This window comes from Halomonas sp. HAL1 (genome assembly GCF_030544485.1).
In the GTDB taxonomy this organism is placed as follows: domain Bacteria; phylum Pseudomonadota; class Gammaproteobacteria; order Pseudomonadales; family Halomonadaceae; genus Vreelandella; species Vreelandella arctica.
Map to the genome: position 1 here is coordinate 4,029,029 of NZ_CP130610.1, position 23,796 is coordinate 4,052,824.

At 51.8% G+C, this 23,796-nt stretch carries 23 protein-coding genes and 1 pseudogene; 18 read left to right on the plus strand and 6 right to left on the minus strand.

The genetic code is table 11. From position 1 onward, the window contains the following. Window positions 1–64 precede the first annotated feature (64 nt). From Q3Y66_RS18690 to Q3Y66_RS18710, 5 genes are all read left to right on the plus strand, one after another. Window positions 65–1,255, plus strand: a complete 1,191-nt coding sequence (locus Q3Y66_RS18690) for an amino acid ABC transporter permease (RefSeq protein ID WP_008957527.1) — start codon at window positions 65–67, stop codon at window positions 1,253–1,255. Between the two features lie 15 nt (window positions 1,256–1,270). Continuing rightward, window positions 1,271–2,371, plus strand: coding sequence for an amino acid ABC transporter permease (locus tag Q3Y66_RS18695; protein ID WP_008957528.1), 1,101 nt, complete (start codon window positions 1,271–1,273; stop codon window positions 2,369–2,371). Window positions 2,372–2,424: 53 nt separating this feature from the next. Beyond that, window positions 2,425–3,189, plus strand: a complete 765-nt coding sequence (locus Q3Y66_RS18700; RefSeq protein WP_274377706.1) for an amino acid ABC transporter ATP-binding protein — start codon at window positions 2,425–2,427, stop codon at window positions 3,187–3,189. A 263-nt stretch (window positions 3,190–3,452) separates the two neighbouring features. Beyond that, window positions 3,453–4,502, plus strand: coding sequence for an IS110 family transposase (locus Q3Y66_RS18705; protein WP_303319501.1), 1,050 nt, complete (start codon window positions 3,453–3,455; stop codon window positions 4,500–4,502). 293 nt (window positions 4,503–4,795) lie between these two features. Next, window positions 4,796–5,194, plus strand: a complete 399-nt coding sequence (locus tag Q3Y66_RS18710) for a RidA family protein (protein ID WP_035586200.1) — start codon at window positions 4,796–4,798, stop codon at window positions 5,192–5,194. Here the strand turns inward: Q3Y66_RS18710 and Q3Y66_RS18715 are convergent. Beyond that, window positions 5,191–5,784, minus strand: a complete 594-nt coding sequence (locus tag Q3Y66_RS18715) for a histidine phosphatase family protein (RefSeq protein ID WP_035586199.1) — start codon at window positions 5,782–5,784, stop codon at window positions 5,191–5,193. The genes Q3Y66_RS18710 and Q3Y66_RS18715 overlap by 4 nt on opposite strands. 174 nt (window positions 5,785–5,958) lie before the next feature. Here Q3Y66_RS18715 and phnD point away from each other — a divergent pair, with 174 nt between their 5' ends. The 6 genes from phnD (at window position 5,959) to Q3Y66_RS18745 (ending at window position 11,894) form a co-directional block, all read left to right on the plus strand. Further along, entirely contained in the window at window positions 5,959–6,951 is a 993-nt protein-coding gene (phnD, locus tag Q3Y66_RS18720) for a phosphate/phosphite/phosphonate ABC transporter substrate-binding protein (RefSeq protein WP_008956569.1), read from the plus strand. A 56-nt stretch (window positions 6,952–7,007) separates the two neighbouring features. Then, window positions 7,008–7,805 (plus strand): phosphonate ABC transporter ATP-binding protein, encoded by a 798-nt coding sequence (gene phnC, locus Q3Y66_RS18725; protein WP_008956568.1) that lies wholly within the window; start codon window positions 7,008–7,010, stop codon window positions 7,803–7,805. Beyond that, on the plus strand, window positions 7,792–8,604 hold the full coding sequence (gene phnE, locus Q3Y66_RS18730) for a phosphonate ABC transporter, permease protein PhnE (protein ID WP_008956567.1): 813 nt from the start codon (window positions 7,792–7,794) through the stop codon (window positions 8,602–8,604). Before phnC ends, phnE (Q3Y66_RS18730) begins: the two co-directional genes overlap by 14 nt. Beyond that, entirely contained in the window at window positions 8,598–9,407 is an 810-nt protein-coding gene (gene phnE, locus Q3Y66_RS18735; protein ID WP_008956566.1) for a phosphonate ABC transporter, permease protein PhnE, read from the plus strand. The genes phnE (Q3Y66_RS18730) and phnE (Q3Y66_RS18735) overlap by 7 nt, the downstream gene beginning before the upstream one ends. Window positions 9,408–9,484: 77 nt before the next feature. Beyond that, window positions 9,485–9,916 (plus strand): host attachment protein, encoded by a 432-nt coding sequence (locus Q3Y66_RS18740; RefSeq protein WP_008956565.1) that lies wholly within the window; start codon window positions 9,485–9,487, stop codon window positions 9,914–9,916. Window positions 9,917–10,037: 121 nt separating this feature from the next. Continuing rightward, window positions 10,038–11,894: a methyl-accepting chemotaxis protein gene (locus Q3Y66_RS18745; RefSeq protein WP_008956564.1), complete on the plus strand. Its 1,857-nt coding sequence runs from the start codon at window positions 10,038–10,040 to the stop codon at window positions 11,892–11,894. A gap of 26 nt (window positions 11,895–11,920) precedes the next feature. Here Q3Y66_RS18745 and Q3Y66_RS18750 read toward each other — a convergent pair whose 3' ends face one another. Then, the gene (locus Q3Y66_RS18750; protein ID WP_008956563.1) at window positions 11,921–12,847 is read right to left on the minus strand and encodes a LysR family transcriptional regulator; all 927 of its coding nucleotides are present in this window, start codon (window positions 12,845–12,847) and stop codon (window positions 11,921–11,923) included. 179 nt (window positions 12,848–13,026) lie between these two features. On the opposite strand from Q3Y66_RS18750, the gene Q3Y66_RS18755 reads away from it, so the two are divergent. After that, the gene (locus Q3Y66_RS18755) at window positions 13,027–13,803 is read left to right on the plus strand and encodes a ferredoxin--NADP reductase (protein WP_008956562.1); all 777 of its coding nucleotides are present in this window, start codon (window positions 13,027–13,029) and stop codon (window positions 13,801–13,803) included. A gap of 82 nt (window positions 13,804–13,885) precedes the next feature. Here the strand turns inward: Q3Y66_RS18755 and glnK are convergent, their stop codons facing one another. The 3 genes from glnK to Q3Y66_RS18770 all read right to left on the minus strand — a co-directional run bounded on the left by glnK (window position 13,886) and on the right by Q3Y66_RS18770 (window position 16,075). Further along, window positions 13,886–14,224: a P-II family nitrogen regulator gene (gene glnK, locus Q3Y66_RS18760; protein WP_007112362.1), complete on the minus strand. Its 339-nt coding sequence runs from the start codon at window positions 14,222–14,224 to the stop codon at window positions 13,886–13,888. A 191-nt stretch (window positions 14,225–14,415) separates the two neighbouring features. Then, entirely contained in the window at window positions 14,416–15,663 is a 1,248-nt protein-coding gene (locus tag Q3Y66_RS18765; RefSeq protein WP_008956561.1) for an ammonium transporter, read from the minus strand. 73 nt (window positions 15,664–15,736) lie between these two features. Beyond that, window positions 15,737–16,075, minus strand: coding sequence for a P-II family nitrogen regulator (locus Q3Y66_RS18770; protein WP_007112359.1), 339 nt, complete (start codon window positions 16,073–16,075; stop codon window positions 15,737–15,739). 358 nt (window positions 16,076–16,433) lie between these two features. Between Q3Y66_RS18770 and Q3Y66_RS18775 the strand changes: the two genes are divergently transcribed. The 4 genes and pseudogenes from Q3Y66_RS18775 to Q3Y66_RS18790 all read left to right on the plus strand — a co-directional run bounded on the left by Q3Y66_RS18775 (window position 16,434) and on the right by Q3Y66_RS18790 (window position 21,087). Continuing rightward, entirely contained in the window at window positions 16,434–16,781 is a 348-nt protein-coding gene (locus tag Q3Y66_RS18775) for an accessory factor UbiK family protein (protein ID WP_008956560.1), read from the plus strand. Window positions 16,782–17,353: 572 nt separating this feature from the next. Beyond that, window positions 17,354–18,253 (plus strand): ABC transporter substrate-binding protein, encoded by a 900-nt coding sequence (locus Q3Y66_RS18780; protein ID WP_035586196.1) that lies wholly within the window; start codon window positions 17,354–17,356, stop codon window positions 18,251–18,253. A 114-nt stretch (window positions 18,254–18,367) separates the two neighbouring features. Next, window positions 18,368–19,327, plus strand: a pseudogene (locus Q3Y66_RS18785) (YifB family Mg chelatase-like AAA ATPase); the annotation flags it as partial. Between the two features lie 56 nt (window positions 19,328–19,383). After that, window positions 19,384–21,087, plus strand: coding sequence for a recombinase family protein (locus Q3Y66_RS18790; RefSeq protein ID WP_008956557.1), 1,704 nt, complete (start codon window positions 19,384–19,386; stop codon window positions 21,085–21,087). 32 nt (window positions 21,088–21,119) lie between these two features. Here Q3Y66_RS18790 and Q3Y66_RS18795 read toward each other — a convergent pair whose 3' ends face one another. After that, window positions 21,120–21,689, minus strand: coding sequence for a hypothetical protein (locus Q3Y66_RS18795; RefSeq protein ID WP_008956556.1), 570 nt, complete (start codon window positions 21,687–21,689; stop codon window positions 21,120–21,122). A 353-nt stretch (window positions 21,690–22,042) separates the two neighbouring features. On the opposite strand from Q3Y66_RS18795, the gene mobC reads away from it, so the two are divergent. Further along, window positions 22,043–22,402, plus strand: coding sequence for a plasmid mobilization relaxosome protein MobC (gene mobC, locus Q3Y66_RS18800; RefSeq protein ID WP_008956555.1), 360 nt, complete (start codon window positions 22,043–22,045; stop codon window positions 22,400–22,402). Beyond that, window positions 22,383–23,792 (plus strand): relaxase/mobilization nuclease domain-containing protein, encoded by a 1,410-nt coding sequence (locus tag Q3Y66_RS18805; protein WP_008956554.1) that lies wholly within the window; start codon window positions 22,383–22,385, stop codon window positions 23,790–23,792. Before mobC ends, Q3Y66_RS18805 begins: the two co-directional genes overlap by 20 nt. The last annotated feature ends 4 nt before the right edge of the window (window positions 23,793–23,796 follow it).

Below are 23,796 nucleotides of genomic sequence, written 5' to 3' on the forward strand. Positions count from 1 at the left end.
GGTATCTGTTTAAAGGGCATGGCGGGCCATCTGATTGACCTTCCGTGTAGCGGAGACGCCATCCATGTCTGTTAGACCCAACGTTCGCCCCGTCGGCCACAAGCCGCCGTTTTGGCGAGACCGCGCTAAGCGCGCACTTATTTTTCAAATCATTTTAGTCGCCGTTGTGGCGGCTTTCCTGATCTATATTATCGGCAATACCCAAGCCAACCTGAATGCCCGCGGCATCACCACAGGCTTTAGCTTTTTGGGCAACACAGCCGGCTTTGGTATTGGTCAAACCTTAATCGAGTACTCTTCCCAGAGCACCTACGGCCGCACCTTCGTAATCGGCTTGCTCAACACGCTGCTGGTCGGTGGGCTTGGGGTGTTAGCTGCGTCGATTATTGGTTTTATCGTCGGTATTGCGCGGCTTTCGCCCAATTGGCTGATTGCCAAGTTAGCCAACGCCTATATCGAAACCTTTCGTAATATCCCGTTGCTGCTGCAAATTTTCTTCTGGTACTTCGCGGTACTACGGACCTTACCCAGCGCTAGAGAGAGCATGGCGTTTGGCGAAGCCATTTTCCTGAACGTGCGCGGGTTGTACTTACCCCAACCGCTTTTTGAATCAGGCTTTGGATTGATCCCTGCTACTTTCGTTGTGGCGATCATTGCCAGCATTGCGCTAGTCATGTGGAACAAGCGCCGCCACGAAGCCACCGGTAAGCGCCTGCCGGTTTTCTGGATGTCGTTGGTGATTATCTTTGGCCTACCACTGCTGGTACTGGTGGCGACCGGCGTTCCGGTCACTTGGGAAATGCCGGTACTGCGTGGTTTTAACTTCGGTGGTGGTATTACTATCATTCCCGAATTTTTGGCCCTGTGGCTGGCGCTTTCCATTTATACCGCATCGTTTATTGCCGAAATTGTGCGCTCGGGCATTCAGGCCATTCCTCACGGCCAAACAGAAGCGGCCCAGGCACTTAGCTTGCCGCGCAAATTAGTCTTGCGCTTAGTGGTGATCCCCCAAGCGCTGCGCGTCATTATTCCGCCGCTCACCAGCCAATATCTCAACCTGATTAAAAACTCGTCCCTGGCCACCGCCATCGGCTACCCCGACCTGGTGTCGGTTTTTGCCGGCACCACGCTCAATCAGACCGGTCAAGCAATCGAAGTCATTGCCATGACCATGGCGGTTTATCTAATCATCAGCTTGCTGGTGTCCATGTTCATGAACTGGTTCAACGCTCGCGTTGCGCTGGTCGAACGCTAGGCCGGAGGCGACCCCATGATTCACAATAAAGAAACCATACCTCAGCAGCCGGCTCCGAAAGGCACGATTGGTCCGCTTGCTTGGCTACGTGGCAATCTGTTCAACGGCCCGATTAATAGCATTTTTACGCTGTTGGGCTTGTACGTGCTGTATCTACTGGTGGTGCCAACGGTTCAATGGGCGTTCATTGATGCCGATTGGATAGGCGATAGCCGTGAAGACTGCTCCCGGGTGGGTGCTTGCTGGGTATTCGTCAACGCGCGTTTCTCCCAGTTTATGTACGGTCTCTACCCAAGCGAGGAGTATTGGCGCGCCAACATCGTGTTTGCCATGTTCGCGGGCATTATTGCCTGGATGGTGATCCCTCGCCTGCCGTTTAAGCGCTGGATGGCGTTGTTTGCGCTGCTGATTTTCCCGGTGATCTCATACGTGTTGCTACACGGCGGCTACTTTGATTTACCGCGTGTTTCTACCCACCGCTGGGGCGGCTTGATGCTCACCCTGCTGCTAGCCACAGTGGGTATGGTAGGGGCACTGCCAATTGGTATTGTGCTGGCGCTCGGGCGACGTTCCAATATGCCCATCGTCAAAACCTTCTGCGTGATTTTCATTGAGTTCTGGCGCGGTGTGCCACTGATCACCATTCTGTTCATGGCCTCGGTGATGCTGCCGCTGTTCCTCCCTTCAGAGCTCAGCGTGGATCGCCTTGTGCGAGCGCTGATCGGCCTTACGCTGTTCCAAAGCGCCTATATGGCGGAGGTCATTCGCGGTGGTCTTCAGGCGATTCCTAAAGGCCAGGACGAAGCCGCCGCGGCACTGGGGATGACGTATTGGAAGCGCATGGGGCTCATCGTGATGCCTCAAGCACTGAAAATGATGATTCCCGGTATCGTCAATACGTTTATCTCACTGTTTAAAGACACCACCCTGGTGATGATCATCGGGCTGTTTGACCTGTTGGGCATTGTGCAAGCGGCGCTTTCCGATTCGCGCTGGCTGGGCTTCTCCATCGAGGGGTATGTATTCGCCGCGTTCGTGTTCTGGATATTCTGCTTCAGCATGTCGCGCTACAGCCAGTACCTGGAACGCAAGCTAAATACTGGTCATAAGCAATAGGCTTATCCAAACGCTTAATGCCGCTTTCTTTCGATTTTGAGTAGGATTTCAACATGACACAAGCAGCCACTAACAACGCGTCTGACCTGATGGTTGAGATGCGCAACGTCAACAAGTGGTACGGCGATTTTCACGTACTGCGTGATATCTACCTTGAAGTAAAGCGCGGCGAGCGCATTGTGGTGTGTGGCCCTTCAGGCTCCGGCAAATCAACGCTGATTCGCTGCATCAACCACCTTGAAGAGCACCAAAAGGGTGAAATTGTGGTGGGCGGTATACCACTCACCCAAGACGTAAAGCGTATTGAGCAGATTCGCCGCAGCGTCGGCATGGTGTTTCAGCACTTCAATCTGTTCCCGCATTTGTCAGTACTGGAAAACTGCTGTATCGCACCAATGTGGGTTCAAAAGAAGCCCCGTAAAGAGGCCGAAGCGCTGGCCATGGAGTATCTTGAAAGGGTGCGCATTGCAGAGCAGGCCACCAAGTACCCCGGGCAGCTTTCGGGCGGCCAGCAGCAGCGTGTGGCGATTGCGCGCTCGCTGTGCATGCACCCCGACGTGATGCTGTTTGACGAGCCCACCTCCGCCCTAGACCCCGAGATGATCAAAGAGGTGCTGGACGTTATGGTGGAATTGGCGGAAGAGGGCATGACGATGATTTGTGTCACCCACGAAATGGGCTTCGCCAAAAAGGTCGCTGACCGAGTGATCTTTATGGATCAGGGTCAAATCATTGAAGAAAACGCGCCTGAGCCCTTCTTCAATAACCCGCAGTCTGAGCGCACCCAGCTGTTCCTGAGCCAGATTCTGGGGCATTAATCCACAGCCCAATCGACAAAGTGGCTGTTGACAAGTACGTCATCATGGGCCTCATTTGAGGCCCATGATGGTTTGAAACATTAAAAAACAGCAAACCACCCACTTGTCATCGCGAGCGTAGCGCAGCGATCTTGAGGTTATCCTGCCACTACCAACAACATTGCTTCTTCGCTTCGCTCCTCAATGAAAGGGACTCCTCCCCTCTCGAAGCTTCAGCGAGCTACATTGATAGTTGAACCACATCAATGCGGAGGGGAAGAGCCATGAACAAGCATACGACGATAGGTATTGATCTGGCAAAGCGTGTTTTTCAAGTGTGTGTTGTCGACACCCGCTCCTCGCGTGTTCAGGTCAACAAAGAGCTTAAACGGCATCAGGTCTTGGATTTTATGCGCCGCCAACCGGCCTGTCGGGTATTTATGGAAGCGTGCGGTGGATCGCATTATTGGGCGCGACAACTGCAGGCCCTCGGCCATACCGTTGCCCTCATTTCGCCCCAGTTTGTGACGCCTTTTCGCAAAGGGCACAAGACAGATGCCAATGACGCCCTCGCTATTGTAGAAGCCGGATGTCGTCCGGACATGCGCTTTGTACCACTCAAAAGCGTAGAGCAGCAGGATATTCAGAGCCTGCACCGCATTCGGGAGAGGTACATCCATCAGCGCACCCAGTTGATCAATCAGGTTCATGGGTTATTGCAGGAATATGGAGTGATCAGCGGTCGGGGACAGAAAGCGTTAAAGCAACGTGTCTGGCTCGCCCTGGAAGATGCCGATAACGAGCTTTCGATGCTGATGCGTGACTTGATTGCCGAGCAAATGGCGGAGCTGGATCGACTCAACGAGCGTATTCAGTCACTGGATAAGCGCGTGGAGCAGATGAGCCGTGCGGTGATGCCTTGTCGCCAACTGTTGGCGATTGAGGGAGTGGGACCGGTGGTCGCCACCCAGCTCTATAGCGCCCTCGGTAACGGCAACGCCTTCAAGAAAGGTCGCCAAGCGTCAGCCTATCTGGGGTTGACGCCGACACAACACAGCAGTGGTGGCATCGCGAAGATCAAGGGCATTGGCCGAACGGGGCAAATCTCGCTGAAAGCCGCCCTGATACGCGGCGCACACTCGGCCATCAACACCGTGGGTGACAAGCAGGATGCCAAAAGCCGTTGGCTACGCGCGCTGGTCGCACGCGTGGGCAAGAACAAAGCGGCTGTCGCGTTAGCGAACAAGACAGTACGAACCGCCTGGGCGGTTCTGCACAGCGGACAGTCCTATTGTAGAGAGTTTAACGACGGTTCAGCGCTGATGGTGAGCTAAGCGGTAGCACCATCAGCGGCTAAGCGCCGAGAGGCGGCTACCTTGTTGCCGGGCAACGATCGATGAAAAACAGGTCAGACCGACCTTCTCGCAACCTGATCATTGCGATGGCTGAAAAAGCCTACGCCTCGTTGAGGAGAGAAGGTGCGCGACGTTCATCAGGGTCAGGGGATAGCGTCCCCATCAAGAGACCGACTATACGCACGCATCGGCTTATGTTTTTCCATCATCGTCGTTTGCAACCGGGGAGGAGTCCCTATACGCAATGACATCATTCCAAAAAGGATAAGCACATGATTGAAAAGCTGTTTATTGACCGCGCGCCACAGCCTATCGCGCCGTTTTCCCATGCCTGCCGCGTCGGCGATCTGGTGTTTATCACGGGGCAAATGCCGACAGTGCCGGAAACCAACGAAATGCTGCTGGGCACTTTCACCGAGCAGACACACCGGGTGATGCAGAACCTGGCGATTGTGCTGGAAGAAGTCGGCAGTGCTTTTGAGTATGTGGTGCAGTCCCGGGTGTTTATTACCAATATGGGCCACTTTGACGAGGTCAATAAGGTCTACGCCAGCTACTTCCCTCAGCCGCTGCCTACCCGCACTTGCATTGGCGTGACCGGCCTGGCGGGCGGCGCCGATGTGGAAGTCGATATGATCGCCTGGATTCCGCCTGCTGCCGAGAGTGCCTAATGTCCTATTTGGGTAATGCTCGCGGGCAGTAACGCAACTTGTTCACGATGCTGGGTAAGGGGTTTATTAGCCAGCGCCGTAAGCAGGATTTGCAGCGGGTCGCCGTGGCTTACCAACAGGATGATTTCACCTGTGTATTGCTGTTCTAGCCCTTCCATCACGGCGCTCATGCGCGCCGCTACTGAGCTAACGGCTTCCACCTGATGATGAGCGTGATCGGCATTAAGGCTGTCCAGTGCCCATACGTCAGGATAATGCGCATCAGTCTGCCCATCGAATTCGCCAAAATAACGCTCCCGCAAGCGCTTATCTACTGCCATCTCAAGCTTAAAAGCGCTCGCCACCTGGGCAGCCGTTTGTGTCGTCCTTAAAAAATCTGAATGTACCACTTTGGTGGGCACAGGCCACCCCCACTCAGCCACCGCCTGGGCTAGCTGACGCTCGCCGATCGCCGAGAGACCAAACTCGTTAATACCGCGCTCAGGGCTGCTGATAATTAGCCCCTGTTGGTTTGCTTGGCTGTGGCCGTGGCGCATTAATAAATAGCGATTGCGCCAATGGTCGGAGGGAGACTGTAAAGTATTTGACATAAGTTTGTCACAAACCCTAGATTGAAGGTGTCTGCTTTCGAAAATAACCATCCTTCGCGCGGAATGTCCACTTACGAACCATTTTTCGTTTTCATAAGTAGCAAATCGCAGTGAAGAGAACACAGCATTAACCATAGCAAGCACACAACAATAACCGTACAAACGAGGCACACCATGGCAACTTCGCTCTTCCGCAAGCGCCCGCTTGCAATGCTTACCGCCGCATCACTCCTTCCGCTCGCCCTGTTAACAACACCTGCTTTCGCTGAGTGTGAGCGGGGTGATTTGGCTGCCATTTATTGCGACGAAGATGGCGATATGGTTGCTGATCGTCCGTCTGACGAGTCTGAGTGGGTTAATCCCGATACGCTGATCTTTGCCTATACCCCGGTAGAAGATCCGGCCATTTATTCAGATATCTGGCAGCCCTTTATCGATCACTTGGCGGAAGTCACCGAGCGCGATGTGCGCTTCTTCGCGGTGCAGTCCAACGCGGCGCAGGTAGAAGCCATGCGCAGCGGGCGGCTGCATATTGCTGGATTCTCTACCGGCCCCACACCGTTTGCGGTGAATTTGGCCGGTGCTGTGCCATTTGCATTGATGGGCTCTGATAGCGGCCAATTTGGTTATACCCTGCAGCTATTTACCCACGTCGATTCCGACATTCACGAGGTAGAAGACCTCAAAGGTAAGCGTGTCGCCCACACCTCGCCCACCTCCAACTCGGGGAACTTGGCCCCTCGCGCCCTGCTGCCTGAACTCGGCATTACGCCCGATGAAGATTACGAGGTGGTCTACTCGGGTAGCCACGATCAATCCATGCTAGGTGTTGTGGCCCAAGACTATGACGCCGCTCCTGTGGCCTCTGAAGTCGTCGAGCGGATGGCCGCCCGCGGCCTTTACGATGAAGAGGACGTGCGGCTGATTTTTGAGTCCGACCGCTTCCCCACCACGTCTTACAACTACGCCCATAACCTGCACCCAGATCTGGTCAAAAAAATCGAAGAAGCCTTTTTCAGCTTTGATTTTGTCGGCACCGAGCTAGGAGAGGAGTTTGAAGGCGTCGAGAAATTTATTCCCATCAACTACCAGGATAACTGGAAAGTAATCCGCACCATTCAGGCGGCTAATGATGTGAGTTATACGCCAGAAAATCTGGAAGAGTAAACGTAACGCACCGCCACCGGCGGTGCGGTTATTTTCTCGACGATGGAAGCGGACACATGCTGGAAATTACCAATCTGGTCAAACGTTATGGTCACGATGAAGCCGTGCTGAAAGGGCTTGACCTCAAGGTAGAGGGAAACAGTGTTGTTTCTATCGTAGGCGCCTCGGGTGCAGGTAAAAGCACCATGCTGCGATGTATTAATCGCCTGGTCGAGCCCACCTCTGGCTCAATCAAACTCAACGGCAATGAGCTGGTGAACCTGAAAGGCGCTGAGCTGCGCCGTGCTCGCCGCAAAATCGGCATGGTGTTCCAGGGCTTTAATCTGCTGGATCGTTTGACCGTGATGGAGAACGTGCTGGCCGGGCGGTTGGGTTACGTCAATCTCTATCAAGCGATATCGCGCCGCTATCCCCAGGCAGATATTGAACGTGCGTTTGTGTTGATGGAGCGGGTGGGAATCGCTCATTACGCCAACAAGCGTGCTGATGAGCTATCCGGTGGCGAGCGCCAGCGGGTAGGCGTGGTTCGCGCACTGATGCAGGAACCAGAGGTTCTGCTGGCGGATGAACCGACTGCCTCGCTGGATCCACGTACCTCCGAGCAAATTATGGTACTGCTGCAGAGTCTGGCCAGCGAGCTGTCGCTACCGGTGCTCATTAATATCCACAACGTGGCACAGGCCAAAACCTATACCGAGCGCATTGTGGGTCTACGCCACGGCAAGATGATCTTTGATGGGTTGCCTGCCGACTTCAACAAAGATGCGCTAGACGCCATTTACGGCGGCATTGAAGCACCGGACGATGCGATAACCGAGAATCCAGCGGAGGAGCGCGCCCATGGCTCCGCCTGAAGCTGCGTCTGGTTCACCGCGAACCTGGAAAAAGCCGCCGTTTATCGCCAATCCACTACTGCGCTACGGGCTGATCATTGTTGCAGTGGTCTATTTGGTGTGGGCGTTCGGCTCGCTGCCGTTCAACTGGGCGCGCATCTCGGAAGGGTTGCCCCGCGCCGCGCGTATTTTTAGTGGCGGCTTCCCGCCCAATTTAGAGCGCTACGAGCTACTGCTGAAAGGTTTCAAAGAGAGCTTTCAAATCGCCATTTTGGCCACATTGATGGGGGTTTTGCTCTCTATTCCCTTTGCCGTGATGGCGGCGCGCAATATCGCTCCAATGCCGATTTACATCATTGGCCGGGCAGTGATTATTGTCTCACGCAGCTTCCACCCGGTGATCGTGGCGATTCTGTTCGTCGCTGCTGTCGGCTTTGGTCCGCTGGCGGGTATCCTTACCCTCACGCTCTATTCGATTGGTTTTGTCGGCAAGCTGCTTGCCGAGGAGATCGAAGAGATTGACTGGGGCCAGGTAGAAGCGATGAAAGCCGCTGGCGCGGGTTATGTCGCTATTCTGTTTTATGCGGTTTTCCCGCAAATACTGCCACGCCAAGTCGGGCTTTCCATGTACCAGCTGGACAGCAACCTGCGCGCCTCTGCGGTGGTTGGAATCGTGGGGGCAGGCGGCATTGGCGGCACCCTCATGAACGCCTTTGGGCGCTACGATTACGATTTCGCCTTTGCGATTTTGCTCGTTATTATCGCGGTCATTTTGCTCAGCGAAGGTGTCAGCGGTTGGGTAAGGAAAAAAATATGGTAGATCACGCACAGCAGCTTGCCGACCGTGTTTGGCAACGTTACGACCGCAAGCAACGCCTTATTCGCTACGCCGTGCTCTTAGCCACCTTGATAGTAGTGGTCTGGGCGGTGCGCGATATTGATATTTTCTGGCCCTGGGTATGGGATGCACCCAACCAAATTTCTGCGCTTGGGGGGCGCATGTGGCCACCCAGTGCAGCGGGATTTAAGGGCATCATCGCGGCGCTCATTGAGACCGTGCATATCGCCACCCTGGCGACCTTCTTAACCATCTTCTTGGCCTTACCGGTGGCCTATATTGCGGCCCAAAACACTACGCCAAACCGTACCTGCCTGTGGCTGGGGCGTTTTATTCTCGTCTCCAGCCGTTCGGTAAACACCATTATCTGGGCGCTGCTATTCGTGGCGATTTTTGGTCCTGGCGTGCTAGCAGGGATCCTCGCCATCGTATTTCGCTCCATTGGCTTTATCGGCAAGTTGATGGGCGAGGCAATCGAGGAAATCGACCGACGCCCCGTAGAGGCGATGGAAGCCACCGGCGCCTCCAAGGCCAAAGTGGTTGCCTATGCGATTGTGCCTCAGGTCATGCCAGCCTTTTTTGCCATTGTGATCCTGCGCTGGGATATCAATATCCGCGAATCGACAGTGCTTGGCTTAGTGGGTGCGGGCGGTATTGGGGTGATCCTGCAAGGTGCGATTGACACCTTTGCCTGGCCAACCGTGGCGACCATTTTGATTGCCATTATTGTGCTGGTGCTGATTGGCGAAGCCATCACCAGTTTGCTGCGCGGCAAAGTCCTGTAGGTGGCCTAAGCGTTTGACCTAGCGCCAAACGCTTGCCATGTTTAAAGGATCATCAACGACAAGGAGTATGCACAGCGATGACAACTTATATCGTGGTAGCCGACGCCGCTCGCGCGCGTATTTTTACCCGTGATTCGCTTAATCTTGCCGAAAAGGAAAGCCTGGTACATGCAGCAGGAAGACTTCATGAAGGCGATTTAATCACTGATCGCCGCGGCGCCGATGTGCATGAGTCGACATCCTCTACGTCACGCTCTTCTGGAGAAGAAAACGTTGCTTCACAGCACGAGAATGAACTGTTTGCTAAAGAGGTCGCTCAACACCTCTATAGTGCGCGGGTTAAGAACAGCCTGGAGAAGTTAATCATGGTTGCACCCCCTAAATTTTTAGGCCTGTTGCGTGACAAGCTTGATGGCCCGACCCAGAAACTGGTCATTCACTCCCTTTCGAAAGACCTAAGCAAAGCCTCGCTAGCAGAAATTCAAACTGCCGTGAGCGACTTACGTTAGACGTATTAACTTTACAATCTCCTTACTAACCTAAAGTAGTGGTCGCTCTCGCCGATACTAAGAAGTTCTATCAACAGTGCCTCCCTGGGTACTGACATGCACTTCGACGTCGAGAGCGATCATGTTTTCTACCCTCCGAGCACGCATTCTACTAGCTGCGCTAGTAGTGATTACTCTTGCCCTAATGATTAACGGCATAGCCAGTTATACCACGGTAAAACACCATAATAATCAACAAATAACCCGTAATCTTAGTGCCGTGGTTAAAGGTAATACGCAAGCTATCAACGAGTGGTTTAGCGCACGCTATACAATGCTGTCCAGTATGGAAGATGCGGTTAATAGTGATGACCCGCTTGCCGCGCTGCGCCAATTAGAGTCCTCAGGCAATTTCATGAGTACCTACATTGCCCACCCCTCTACGTCAGCCGCTATTTTTTCCGATGGCTGGGAGCCCCCTAGTGATTACGATCCTCGCCAGCGTCCCTGGTACCAAGACGCGGTAAGTGCAGGAGAAACCATTATTACTACCCCCTATGTAGATGCCCAAAGCGGTGGCCTTATCGTTACGTTTGCGCGCCCGTATTATCAAAACGGGGAGCTAGCAGCTGTGGTTGGGGCCGATATTGCCATCACTGATGTCATAGAGATTGTTAGCGGCATTGCACCGACAGACGCTAGCTTTGGTTTTCTTACTACGAATGACGGCACGCTCGTCGCTCACCCTGATGCTAACTTAACACTAGAGCCTGTATCAGCAATTAGCGCACAGCTTACCCCTGCGATGCTCGACCAACTGTCCCGTGCCTCCACACCCATTGCCCTTACACTACAAGATAGCGACAAATTACTTTTAGGCAGTCCGGTAGGTGGCAGTAGCGGTTGGCAATTAGTGGTGGCGTTAGATGAAGCCGAAGCCACAACGGGCCTTCGGGCAATTGCGACAACATCCATTGTTACGCTAATCATCGTTGCTGGCGTCACGATAATTACATTTGGTCTGCTGTTAACTTTCCTACTGCGTCGTTTGCTTAGCGTGCGCAATGCATTGATGAGCATAGCCAGCGGCAGCGGCGATTTAACTCAGCGCTTATCAGAAGATGGTCGCGACGAGGTGGCACAAATTGCCAGCGCCTTTAACCAGTTTGTCGCTAAAATGGATGGTGTCATGCTCACCATTCGCGACAGCAGCCAATCGGTACAAACCGCGGCCAGTGAAATTGCCCTTGGCGGCCAGGATTTATCGCGGCGCACCGACAATGCGGCCTCAAGCCTTCAGCAGAGCTCTGCTTCCATTGAAGAAATCACCAGCACTATCGAACATACCGCTTCCTCGGCACAACATGCTAACCAACTGTCGTTAGACGCATCTGAAGTAGCGAACCGCGGTGGTGACGTAGTGGGCCAGGTTGTTTCTACCATGGACGAGATTTCAGCTTCATCGACGCGAATCAGCGAGATTGTTACGTTGATGGATGGCATCGCCTTCCAGACCAACCTACTGGCATTGAATGCCTCTGTAGAGGCTGCACGCGCTGGTGAGCATGGCCGTGGGTTTGCAGTGGTAGCCGATGAAGTACGTAAACTGGCTCAGCGCAGCAGTGATGCCTCCAGTGAGATCAAAACGCTCATTGATACTTCTCACCAAACTGTTACCAACGGTACTCAGTTGGTTAAAAACGCGGGCTCTACCATGCAAGAGATTGTCGTTAGCATCACTCGTGTAACCGATGTATTGAGCGAAATTACCGCCGCTACGCGTGAGCAAAGTGATGGCATCAACCAAGTCAATATTGCCGTGTCCGAACTTGATCGAATGACGCAACAGAATGCCGCCATGGTGGAAGAATCCACCACTGCAGCTGAGCAGCTAAAAGATCAGTCACTACGCTTGGCAGATGCAGTGGGTGGATTCAAACTCTCAGAATCAGCATCTGCTCCGTTATCATTAAGCAACGCCAGGGCCTATGCCACCTAATCTCAAGAGCAAAGTGAGCGGGGATTTTACGGAATCGGCGGCAGCGCAATATCGTCGCTGCGTTTAGCCCCGGCAGTCATTTCACGGCATAGCCGCAAGAACTCGCGCACACCGGTGGTGAGGTACTTGTGGCGGTGCCAGATAAAGGTGAATTGACGCTTTAGATCCAACTCCGGCGTGGGCAGCGGCACCAAGCTGCCGCGCCGGAAGGCATCGCGCAGGGCTAGACGTGAGACACAGCCAATGCCCAGCCCTGATTCCACGGCGCGCTTGATGCCTTCGGTGTGTTCCAGCTCCAACAAGGTGTTAAACCGACTGCGGCGGTGTCGCGCAGCGTGCTCCAGCGTCATACGGGTGCCGGAGCCCTCTTCGCGCATAATCCAGTCCTCACGCAGTAGCTGTTCAAGCTCAAGATGCTCACGGCCTGCCAGTGGGTGACGCGGCGAGCAGAACACGCATAGCTCGTCTTCGACCCACGGCTGGCTAATGATCATCTCATCGTCGCACTGCCCCTCAATCAGTCCTAAATCCAACGAATGCTGGCGAACCCCTTCGATAATATGGCGCGTATTGCGCACTGCCAGGCGTACACGGCTGCCAGGGTGGCGCTGCATAAAATCGCTGATAAGCAGCGTGGCTAGATAGTTGCCAATGGTTAGCGTGGCGCCTACCTCCAGCGACCCAACCCCCTGCTGGCCGCGCAGGAGTTCTTCTATCTCTTCCCCCCGATCGAGCAGCGCCACCGCTTTGGGCAACAGTTGAAAGCCCAGTGCGTTGAGCTTTAAGCGCTTGCCGATGCGATCGAGCAGCTGGCAATCGAACTGCCGCTCCAGCTCGGCAAGCGCGGTACTGGTCGCTGACTGAGACATGGAGAGCGCCCGCGCCGCATGGGAGACGCTCTCATGCTGAGCGACCGCTACAAAGACTTCCAACTGCCGCAAGGTGTAGTGCATAGCGTCTGACCTGTATTTGATCTATATCTATTTTTCAGATAAGTGTTATCAATATAATTCGCTTAACAGATATACCACCCTTTGCTTAGACTTGTTGGCAACTTATTAAATCATTTTTATTCTTTTTAAGAATATGATCGATGCGGTGTAACGCCAGCATCGACTAATGGAGAACCGGCATGAGTAAGTTTGCTCTGGAAGAAGTGCTTAGCGTTCATCACTGGAACGATACCCTGTTCAGCTTTCGCACCACACGCGAGCGCAGCCTGCGTTTCAAAACCGGTCAGTTTGTGATGATTGGTCTGGAAGTGAATGGCAAGCCGCTAATGCGCGCTTACTCGATTGCCAGCCCCAACTATGAAGACCACCTTGAGTTCTTCAGCATCAAAGTGCCCGACGGCCCGCTGACCTCACGCCTACAGCACTTGAAAGTGGGCGATCAGATCATGGTCAGCCGCAAGCCAACCGGCACGCTGGTCACCGATGATCTACTGCCCGGTCGTAACCTCTACATGCTTTCGACTGGTACTGGTCTGGCGCCGTTCATGAGCTTGATCCAAGACCCAGACGTTTACGAACGCTACGAGAAAATCGTGCTGGTACACGGTGTCCGCGAGGTCTCTGAACTGGCTTACGCCGACTTCATCACCAAAGAGCTGCCTGCGCACGAGTATCTGGGTGAAGATATCACTGAAAAGCTGGTCTACTACCCCACCGTTACCCGTGAAGAGTTCCACACCATGGGCCGCCTGACCGACCATATCCGTACCGGTAAGCTGTTCGAAGATACCGGATTGCCGCCCATCGATCCGCGTCAGGATCGTGCCATGATCTGCGGTAGCCCCGCCATGCTAGACGATACCAGCGCACTGCTTGATGAGCTGGGTCTAAATATCTCGCCGCGCATGGGCGAGCCGGGCGACTACGTGATTGAACGCGCTTTCGTCGAAAAGTAAGTTAACCACTAGCCATTAAAAACCCCCGCTACTCGGTTTGAGGATATAAACCGGCTAGCGGGGGTTTTGTATGCTGGCGTCTTTAAACGGCGTCTTTACCGGTTTCACCGGTACGGATACGTATCACCTGCTCTAACGGCATAACAAAGATTTTACCGTCGCCGATTTTACCCGTGTTAGCGACTTGGGTGATGGCATCAATCACCTGCTCGGCCATATCGTCGTCCACGGCGACTTCCAGCTTCACCTTGGGCAGGAAGTCCACCACATACTCAGCGCCACGATACAGCTCGGTGTGCCCTTTCTGGCGCCCAAAGCCCTTCACTTCTGTCACCGTAATACCCTGCACGCCGATATCGGAGAGCGATTCGCGCACATCATCGAGCTTGAACGGCTTGATAATAGCTGTGATCAATTTCATTACCATATCCTCTAACTGGGTGGCCGTAATGGGGTCGGGTTGCACGGCTGCTGGTAAGGCAACCGATAACCGCTAACCACCAGCATACACCGCTATCGGCAGAGAATAAAAAAGCCTCCCACTTTAGGGGAGGCTATAAGGAGCACACCAGCTCACTAGGTCAGCATTAAATTATTTCTTAATACCGCTGTTTATTTCTTAATACCAAACTCTGGGTAGGCTTCGAGACCGCACTCAGCGATATCAACGCCTTCATACTCTTCTTCTTCGCTAACCCGGATACCCATGATGGCTTTCAGGATCACCCATACCACCAGGCTTGCCAGGAAAACCCAGCCGAAGATACCGGCGATACCGATAATCTGGGCACCAAAAGACGCACCGTCGTTATTCAGCGGCACCGCCAACACACCCCAGATACCGACAACACCGTGAACCGAGATCGCGCCGACCGGATCATCCAGTTTCACTTTATCAAGGGTGACGATGGCAGCGACCACAATGATGCCGCCAATCGCGCCGATAATAGTGGCGCCCAGTGCGGTCGGAGAGAGCGGATCAGCGGTGATTGCCACCAGGCCCGCCAGCGCACCGTTCAGTGCCATGGTCAAGTCCGCTTTACGGAACCACAGTTTGGCCAGAATCAGTGCCGCAATCACACCACCTGCCGCAGCAGCATTGGTATTAACAAACACTTGCGCCACGTTATTCGCAGAATCGACGGCCGCCAGCTTGAGCTCGGAACCACCGTTAAAGCCGAACCAGCCCATCCACAGAATGAAGGTACCCAGCGTTGCCAGCGGCATGTTGGCACCGGGAATCGCGTGGATAGAACCATCTTTGCCATATTTGCCTTTACGCGGCCCGAGCACGATGACACCAGCGAGGGCTGCAGCTGCACCGGCAAGGTGCACAATGCCTGAGCCTGCATAGTCAGAGTAGCCAACTTCAGACAACCAGCCGCCACCCCACGTCCAGTAGCCAGACACCGGATAGATAAACGCGGTCATTACCACTGCAAAGGCCAGGAATGCCCACAGCTTCATACGCTCGGCCACGGCACCCGACACAATCGACATGGCGGTGGCGACAAAGACTACCTGGAAGAAGAAGTCAGAACGCATGGAGTAGTAGGGGGCGTCATCGCCGCCTGCGGTCACCGCATCAACGCTGTTTTCAGCGCCAATCAGGAAACCCAGGTTAGGTAGGAAGCCGCCAGCGCTGCTGGAGTACATGATGTAGTAGCCCACCAACAGGTACATGGTGCAGGCAATCGCAAACAGCGCGATATTTTTGGTCAGAATTTCAGCGGTATTTTTGGAGCGTACCAGGCCCGCTTCCAACATGGAGAAGCCTGCGGCCATCCACATCACCAGCACGCCGCAAATTAGAAAGTAGAACGTATCGAGCGCGTAGCTCAAATCAGCTAACTCATTCATGAGGTGTTCCCCGTTATTCTATGAGAAGTTATACGCAAAAGACGGCTCTGCAGCCCTGTTCGCGTGGCGTCCGTTATACGGCGTCAGCGCCGCGCTCACCGGTGCGGATACGAATCACGTCTTCCAGTGGCGTAACAAACACCTTGCCGTCACCGATTTTTCCGCTGTTGGCTGCGCTGCAGATGGCATCCAGCACGCTTTCTAAACGTGCATCGTCAACGGCCACTTCCACTTTTACCTTGGGCAGAAAATCGACAACGTATTCGGCGCCACGGTACAGCTCGGTATGCCCTTTCTGACGGCCAAACCCTTTAACTTCAGTAACGGTGATGCCCTGAACCCCGTTGTCGGCTAGTGCCTCACGAACATCGTCGAGCTTGAATGGCTTGATGATAGCGGTGATGAGTTTCATCCCGGATCTCCCCTGCTGGATAAGTCCTGCTAGATTGGTAGCGGCACAGCCGCCAGAATAAGCACCTGAACCGTTAATGCGCATACCGTGCCAGCTGACTTTTTTTACTTATAAGTCAGCTAATTAGACAACAAGGAAAGTCTTTCAAAGCGCTTAATCTCGTCAAATCCATCGTCACACCACGGCTATTGCACCAAAAAAAGGCGTAAGCAAATGTTGCCTGCTCCATTTCGATGCAAGCCACCCGCTGAGCAGTTAATCCATTCGACGCATGCGAATTCGTCAACTGTTGCGTATCCTTACGGGTAAGCCGTTTTTATATATGTTCATTTAGTGAGTTATTAAGGAGAGAGCAGCTATGGCGCCTCAAGACCGCATCAGCCGACTGGCCCAGCAGATTGGCGACCGTTTACAGAACGCCTCTCAGGCACCGGAAGATATACAAAAAGGCGTACAGCAAGTCGTGCGTGGCGCCTTCGACCGCCTAGAGCTTGTTTCCAGGGAAGATTTCGATATTTTGATGGACGTACTGCAGCGCACGCGTTCGCGGGTAGAGGCGTTAGAGCGCCAAGTGGCTAACCTTGAAGCAGCCGTTGAAGCCTCCACAGCGCCAACCACCACGCCAGTAGAAGCAGAAGTACCACCAGTGCCTACCCCAGAGCCAGACAGTGACAGCAATGAAGACGAAAAACCGACCAAACGGTAAACCCATTTACTGCTCAGTCATTTAGTTAACGGTTATCGGCAATAGCGTGACATCACCTATTGCCGACGTCTGCCGTCATGATGGTCGCCTTGCTCTATCATGTCCTCTCAGCCCTCCCTATCTCCATAAATACGAATCAATATCATTGACATTTTATCTGTCAATATTATCTTCCTGGGCTAGCAGTTATCTTCAAGCGCCATTAGTTCTTTGATAGTGGAACCCTTGAGAAAGGCGACCTGGTACAAACAAGTCGCGTGCAAGCACCAAGATAGGTCAAACCGGTGCCGACATCGCTGTGGGGTGGCCGTTGCCAGCGCAGACTTTTTCATTTTGAAGAGTCGTCTTGCCTACTGATGCGCCAATTTGATGCATATCATTGAAAACGATAGCGCATGACCTATGAAAACACTCGCGACTCACCCGCCTGTAAACCAAACACAGCAGACCCTGACGTCGCAGTCGCTGGAACAATTGGGATTGCGCCTCGGCATCACCTGCACCTATGTTTGCAAACAATAAATATTATCGTTTAAATACAGCACTTATTTTTCGGATGGCCTCTCATCACCATGCGCCACACCACCGCGCTCTCAAGACTCACACGCTGCGGGCTGTTCGCCGTTTGTCTAATGGCCTTTTCGACTGCCCAGGCTCAGTGGGCAACGGTTGACTGGACGATAGCCGAAACCTTGCTGGCGATTGACGCGCCTGTCAGTAGCGTCGCCCAGCAGAGTGACTACCACCAGTGGGTGGGTGAGCCTCGCATACCCGAGAGTGCCACCGATATGGGGCTACGTACCCAGCCCAACTTTGAGCTGCTGGCACAAGTGCCACCAGAACAGACGCTTATTTCACCCATGTTTGCGGGTTTGACGCCACGCCTGGAGCGAATCGCGCCGGTCACTTCGTTCGCGCTCTACTCCCCCGGCACCGACACCTGGGAAGAGATGCAAACCCTCACTCGCCAGCTAGGCGAGTTAACCGAGCACCAGCCCCAAGCAGAAGAGCTAATTAACGACACCCAAGCCTTGATGGCTAGCCTGCGCAAATCACGCCCCCTCTCACAGTCAGAAATCGCGCCGCTGCTCATGATTCAGTTTATGGATGCCCGCCACGTGCGAGTGTTTGGGGACAACAGCTTGTACAACGCCGTGCTGGAGCAGCTCGACCTCCCCAATGCCTGGGATCAAACCACCAATGCCTGGGGATTTGCGCTGGTAGGGGTTGAGGCGTTGGCGCGTTACCCCGAGGCAACGCTGGTGATCATCGACCCGTTGCCTGCCGGAGTTGAAGAGCAGCTTTCCAAAAGCGGTCTGTGGCAGCATCTTCCCAGCGTCAAAAACGACAGGATAGTTCGCCTGCCGCCGGTATGGAGCTTCGGCGCGCTTCCCTCCGCCCAGCGGTTTGCTCGCGAACTGACTACGGCGCTAGATGCATCGGCTGTGGTGAACGCCCCCTCTACTGATTAGCAAGCCATGAGGCTACCAAAGCGTTCTTAATTACGTTAGTTTAAATACTTAAGATAATGTAGGTTTCGCCAAGCATTAGCTTAAGTCCGTACGAAAAATCAGCGAGGGAATGCAATGACGCTAGCCATTGTCGCCACGCGCGCAGGCGTAGGTTTGGACGCACCCGCGGTGCATGTTGAAGTGCATCTGGCTAATGGCTTACCGGGCCTGACGTTAGTGGGCTTACCCGAAACCGCCGTCAAAGAGAGCCGTGAACGGGTGCGCAGTGCATTGGTCAATGCGGGCTTTGATTTCCCTAATACGCGACGCATCACGTTAAACCTCGCCCCCGCTGATCTTCCCAAAGAGGGTGGCCGCTTTGATCTACCTATTGCATTAGGCATTTTGGCCGCCTCTGGGCAAATTCCGGTGGAAGCATTGGAAGGCATGGAGTGTGCCGGCGAGTTGGCCCTAGATGGCAAACTGCGCGCAGTACCGGGAATCCTACCCTTTGCCCTGGCTACGCGACGGGCGAAAAAAGCGCTGATTATTCCCCGCGACTGCGCCGATGAAGCGGCCTTGGCGGGCGATCTGCCGGTGCTGCCTGCCGACACCCTCTGGCAGGTCGTGGCGCACTTGCTCGATCAAGAGAAGATTTCCCCGCACAAACTCAGCGCCTCGGTGAAAACCACCGCCCCGGTGGATGACCTCGCCGATGTGCGCGGCCAACAGCAAGCGCGGCGTGCGCTCGAAGTCGCCGCGGCCGGTGGTCATAATCTTCTATTCGCAGGCCCGCCAGGCACCGGCAAAACCATGCTGGCCAGTCGCCTACCCGGTATTCTGCCGCCGCTTTCAGAAGAGGATGCACTGGAAGTCGCTGCCGTACGCTCGGTCTGCGGCCTGCCACTGGAAGCTGACTGGGGCAAAAGGCCATTTCGCCAACCCCATCACAGTGCCAGCGCCGCGGCGCTGGTCGGCGGTGGCTCGAAACCCAAACCCGGTGAAATATCACTCGCTCATCATGGTGTGCTGTTTTTGGATGAGCTGCCCGAGTTCTCCCGCCATGTGTTAGAAGTTCTTCGGCAGCCGCTAGAGAATGGGTGATATGATTACCAAACTTTTTCTAGCTCATTGGCTTAGGAACCCAGCCCATGCCTACAGCTTATGCTTACGTTCGGTACTCATCCGCCATTCAGGCCGATGGAGACAGCATTGAACGACAGACAACACCGCTAGCCCTATTCACAAAGCGTTTCGGCGTAGAAATTGCCCAGACCTTCATTGATGAAGGGGTTTCCAGTTTCAAAGGCGACAACATCAAGCGTGGCCGATTCCGCGACATACTTGAAATGATTGAGAGCGGAGAAATTAGGCCAGGCAGTTATCTTGTGATCGAGAGCATTGACCGGATTTCTCGCCAGCAGATGGACGAGACAGCGACACAGCTTTACGAAATTCTCAAGAAGGGAATCAACATATATACCACCGCAGATGAGCGGTTATATTCGATTAAGGATAAGAAAAAAGACTTAGAAAATTACATGATGATTGGCTTGATCGCGAAACGATCCAATGACGAAAGCGAAATGAAAAGCCGTCGTCGCAAATCGGCTTGGCGTCGGGCAAAACGAGCGGTCAAAGAAGACAACAAGATTTTCAATACCCCGAACAATACCCCCTATGGTTTGCGGGTTGTAGACGGTAAGTTTGAAATCGTGGAGGAAGAAGCGAAGGAGATCCGCGACATATTCGACCGCCTGAAATACCAAGGGGTATTAACCACAATCCGCGAAGTTAATAAGTATTCTAAGCGAAAATGGGCCAATCGAACCGTCCATATGATGCTAGAAAGCAAATATGTCATCGGGGTTTATCGCTCCCAGCGCCGTGAAAATGGGAAGAAGGTTTTCGAGGAAAACATCGAGGGCTATTACCCTGAAATAATCAGTGCTAAGGACTACTACGAAGCCGTAGGAGCCATGAAAAAGCGGGCTAGTAAAACCCATTATGGGAACGAAAGCACTGGAAGCCTGAACATATTCAAGCACTGCATAAAATGCGACAAATGCGGTCAATCAATGAGGTTTTATCGCGGTAAAAACTCACAAGGCAAGCAGTTTGCCTATGTTGCTTGTGAAACAAAAAAAGAGTTTGGAAGCCAGAAATGCAAAGAACAGGTGTTCCGTTTTGATTATGCCGTTGGCACATTGCTGAAATACCTACGTGGAATGTATTACCAACATCTTGAAGGTTTGGATTATGCACCGAGCCTTGGCAATACCGACCATTTACCCTCTGATGAAAACACGAGGATACTTGAACAGAATTTACCCACTCAGACACCCCCTGAAAGCTTGCAGAAGGCCGATGGGCTGTTTCTTGATATGATGAGAAGGGTAGAGACTGAAAACGTCTCAGAGGTGGAAAATAAACAGCGTGAGCTAGCACAGGCTAAATCAAAGCTTGCTAATCTTATCGAGTCGGTTGAAGCCTTCGGCGGAAAAATCCCCACACACATTATGAAGTCGCTGGGCGAGACTGAGGAAAATGTTGAAGTTCTTGAAAAAGAGCTGAACACAATGGAGGCAACCAAGGCTGAAAGCCTGGATATTATCCATTTTGATGAGTTCCTTGAATTACTACACAGCGAACGGGGCAGGCAACGAATTAACCGCTTTTTCAAAGATGGTGACTATAAGTTCCATTTTAGATATGACAAAGGCTTTAGAACTGTTTACATGGCAATTAAGCGCAATAATGAAATTGTTGGCAGGAACGGCGAAAGCTTCACACTGCATCACCCGCTTTTGAGAGATTTTGGGATCAAAAATTATAATGATTTAGGGGTTAAATAACGATAACGCCAGCTTAATTGCTGGCGTTTTATTTAGTTGGCGGTTTCATATCCATTAGCTACGCACCAGTCGTAGTTTTCAGTTTTTTCGCTTATCACTTTTTCTTTTTCAAGATATAAGGCGTAAGCCTGGTAAGTGCTACCTTGTTCCTTTACCCCACCATCAATATGAAATCTTGCTCTATATTTAGCTCCTACTTCTAAATAATTGCTTATAACTTTCCCTGACAATCTCTCTTCTGTCATTACTCCTGTGGCTGAGTGATCAATTGAATCAATCACTCTACTTATATCACTACCGACAAAGATTTTAAAAATGCCGTTATCGTATGCATAACCAGCTATAATATCCTGAAAGTCTCCATTATAATGCCTTATTTGATCAAGCTCCCAATTTCTTATTTCATCTTTTTGAACCGAACACATTTCTATATTCGCTTTATTTTCTTCATAAAATTGTTTTTCACTTTTTGTCATAGCAAACGTTGGACTTGCATTAACCCCTTGAAGCGGTTGCCGATAAGCAAACTTCCCTTCCGCGAGTGCCAATGATGATGAAGCCACTATCCCTATTGCTAGAACTGTTTTTAAAAATACTTTCATAAAAGCCTCCATTTATTTTTATATACAGTATATCACAAGTTGGCTTAACCAACTTAAATAAGCAATGATAAAACTGGTTTTTACGAATTAAAATAGCTCCAACACAAAGAGCCTTTTAATCTATCCCGCATTCAATAACTAAACCAAAACCGGCTTAAAAATATAAGTATGTTATAATGTTTGAAGTTTGGTTTTATTACCTAAGCTAGCATACACAGGGGGCACTCGCTCCGCTCCTTTCCCTGTGATACTAGCAAAGGGGCTCCGCCCCCTTGACCCCCGAAAACCAAACCCCAAAAACCACCCCAAACCCGGCGGAAAATGGAGAATAAATTTTATTTCAGGAGGCTTAAATGAAGTCAGCAAAAAGAACAAAAATCGTAAAATCTCGTTTCAATGAAACTGAAATCGAGTTATTGAGAGCTAATGCAAACGGCGACCCGTTAGGTGCATTTTTGAGAAATGTCGGACTGGGCAACACAATCAAAGAAGTTTTTAAAATAAAAAAAATGTATGTTCCGATTGACCCAGATTTAAGTTATGAGCTTCACAAGCTAGGGCAAAACTTAAACCAGATTGCACGAAAGGTAAACCAAGATTCAAAATCTGGAAAGTCGCCTGAGCTATTCCAAATTTTATCAGGAATATCAAGAGTAGAAAAAACACTAAACGAGATTAAGGAGGCTCACACTTATGATCGTAAAGTTTTTTAAATACGGAAAAAATACCAATAATCCGGTAAAAGCCACAAAACAGGCGGTTGGTTATCTTTTTAGCGAACTGGACGCAAGCAAAACACCGCGTTCTGTCAAACCTGTAACTATCAGGGGAAACCCAGAGAGCTTTTCCGATATTGTTGCTTATGGAAACCATGCAGGGCGCTACACAAGCGGAGTATTGAGTTTTGCAGAAAGCGACCTTGATGCAGAAGCACAAGAGAAAATAATTGATGACTTTGAAAAGACATTATTACCTGGGCTTGAACCTGACCAGTATTCCAGCTTATGGGTAAGGCATAGAGACAAAGGAAGGCTAGAACTTCATTTTATGTTTTCTGGTGAGGAACTACACACGAGTAAGCGTTTAAATGCTTACTATCACAGAGCAGATGTTACCAGAATTGATGCTTGGAAAGATGCTATCAATGTCGAATACGGTTTACATGACCCAAATGCACCAAACAATAGAAACCCCATCATATACCCCGGCTACCTACCTAAAAGCCGTAAAGAGCTTGTGCAGAAGTTAGCCGAACATATGGACCATATGATGGAGCAACAGCAGATAGCCCCCACCAGAGAGGGAATTTTACACGAATTAAAATCATTAAACCTGGAGGTATCCCGTGAAACAAACAAATCAATCTCAATCAAAGACCCCGCAGGAGGGCAAAACATCAGACTCAAAGGCTCATTATGGGAACGAGATTTTAAACCGGATAGACACACGAAAGAAGCTGTTAGACAGAGAAGCCAAGAATATGACAGCAGGAGTGAGGAAAGAGCTAGAATCGCTAGAGAGCGAGTTAACGAACTTTGTGAACGGCGTGAAAGGCTTAACAGGAAGAAATATGCGAAGCCTGAACCTGTGGCGCGTATACGCCCCGATAACAGCCCTTCTAGTCGTATTGACGCTAGGAATAGTCTTGGGAGCCGGGGCGATGCATTACCTAGGAAACAAAGCAATCGTGACCACACACTCCGACCACCGGAACCTAGTCCAGTGCCAGCAGTTTCAGGAGATAAACAACCAAAAGTATTGCCAACTATAACAAAGGAGAAAGAAAGCGATGCAGACACAAATAGAAAAAGAAATAATGCAGTTTATGAAGAGTTTCTCGAAAGAATACGAAGAAAAAGAAGAAGCCTTAAACGTATCCTTGGAGGAATTTTCCAAACTGCTAGATCGAGTCTTAGAAAATCAAAAGAATATGGAGAAAAACTACAGCACGATAACCGAATCTTACGAGATAATCTTGAAAAACTTCGAGAGTTTGGACGAGAGAGTGAAAATCATCGAAAAGACTCACAAAGAATTGCTAACAAGCTAAAACGCGCCAATTCAAAATATTACCCAAGAATGGACTACCACCCAAAATGGTAGATAA

What these genes read in the sequence shown, in the direction of transcription:
- Q3Y66_RS18695 (WP_008957528.1), top strand. Translation starts at nt 1,271, where the DNA reads ATGATTCACAATAAAGAAACCATACCTCAGCAGCCGGCTCCGAAAGGC.
- Q3Y66_RS18740 (WP_008956565.1), top strand. Translation starts at nt 9,485, where the DNA reads ATGACAACTTATATCGTGGTAGCCGACGCCGCTCGCGCGCGTATTTTT.
- phnC (WP_008956568.1), top strand. Translation starts at nt 7,008, where the DNA reads ATGCTGGAAATTACCAATCTGGTCAAACGTTATGGTCACGATGAAGCC.
- phnE (WP_008956566.1), top strand. Translation starts at nt 8,598, where the DNA reads ATGGTAGATCACGCACAGCAGCTTGCCGACCGTGTTTGGCAACGTTAC.
- Q3Y66_RS18690 (WP_008957527.1), top strand. Translation starts at nt 65, where the DNA reads ATGTCTGTTAGACCCAACGTTCGCCCCGTCGGCCACAAGCCGCCGTTT.
- Q3Y66_RS18700 (WP_274377706.1), top strand. Translation starts at nt 2,425, where the DNA reads ATGACACAAGCAGCCACTAACAACGCGTCTGACCTGATGGTTGAGATG.
- Q3Y66_RS18805 (WP_008956554.1), top strand. Translation starts at nt 22,383, where the DNA reads ATGATCGTAAAGTTTTTTAAATACGGAAAAAATACCAATAATCCGGTA.
- mobC (WP_008956555.1), top strand. Translation starts at nt 22,043, where the DNA reads ATGAAGTCAGCAAAAAGAACAAAAATCGTAAAATCTCGTTTCAATGAA.
- phnD (WP_008956569.1), top strand. Translation starts at nt 5,959, where the DNA reads ATGGCAACTTCGCTCTTCCGCAAGCGCCCGCTTGCAATGCTTACCGCC.
- Q3Y66_RS18755 (WP_008956562.1), top strand. Translation starts at nt 13,027, where the DNA reads ATGAGTAAGTTTGCTCTGGAAGAAGTGCTTAGCGTTCATCACTGGAAC.
- Q3Y66_RS18765 (WP_008956561.1), bottom strand. Translation starts at nt 15,663, where the DNA reads ATGAATGAGTTAGCTGATTTGAGCTACGCGCTCGATACGTTCTACTTT.
- Q3Y66_RS18715 (WP_035586199.1), bottom strand. Translation starts at nt 5,784, where the DNA reads ATGTCAAATACTTTACAGTCTCCCTCCGACCATTGGCGCAATCGCTAT.
- Q3Y66_RS18775 (WP_008956560.1), top strand. Translation starts at nt 16,434, where the DNA reads ATGGCGCCTCAAGACCGCATCAGCCGACTGGCCCAGCAGATTGGCGAC.
- Q3Y66_RS18705 (WP_303319501.1), top strand. Translation starts at nt 3,453, where the DNA reads ATGAACAAGCATACGACGATAGGTATTGATCTGGCAAAGCGTGTTTTT.
- Q3Y66_RS18770 (WP_007112359.1), bottom strand. Translation starts at nt 16,075, where the DNA reads ATGAAACTCATCACCGCTATCATCAAGCCATTCAAGCTCGACGATGTT.
- glnK (WP_007112362.1), bottom strand. Translation starts at nt 14,224, where the DNA reads ATGAAATTGATCACAGCTATTATCAAGCCGTTCAAGCTCGATGATGTG.
- Q3Y66_RS18750 (WP_008956563.1), bottom strand. Translation starts at nt 12,847, where the DNA reads ATGCACTACACCTTGCGGCAGTTGGAAGTCTTTGTAGCGGTCGCTCAG.
- phnE (WP_008956567.1), top strand. Translation starts at nt 7,792, where the DNA reads ATGGCTCCGCCTGAAGCTGCGTCTGGTTCACCGCGAACCTGGAAAAAG.
- Q3Y66_RS18710 (WP_035586200.1), top strand. Translation starts at nt 4,796, where the DNA reads ATGATTGAAAAGCTGTTTATTGACCGCGCGCCACAGCCTATCGCGCCG.
- Q3Y66_RS18780 (WP_035586196.1), top strand. Translation starts at nt 17,354, where the DNA reads ATGCGCCACACCACCGCGCTCTCAAGACTCACACGCTGCGGGCTGTTC.
- Q3Y66_RS18745 (WP_008956564.1), top strand. Translation starts at nt 10,038, where the DNA reads ATGTTTTCTACCCTCCGAGCACGCATTCTACTAGCTGCGCTAGTAGTG.
- Q3Y66_RS18795 (WP_008956556.1), bottom strand. Translation starts at nt 21,689, where the DNA reads ATGAAAGTATTTTTAAAAACAGTTCTAGCAATAGGGATAGTGGCTTCA.
- Q3Y66_RS18790 (WP_008956557.1), top strand. Translation starts at nt 19,384, where the DNA reads ATGCCTACAGCTTATGCTTACGTTCGGTACTCATCCGCCATTCAGGCC.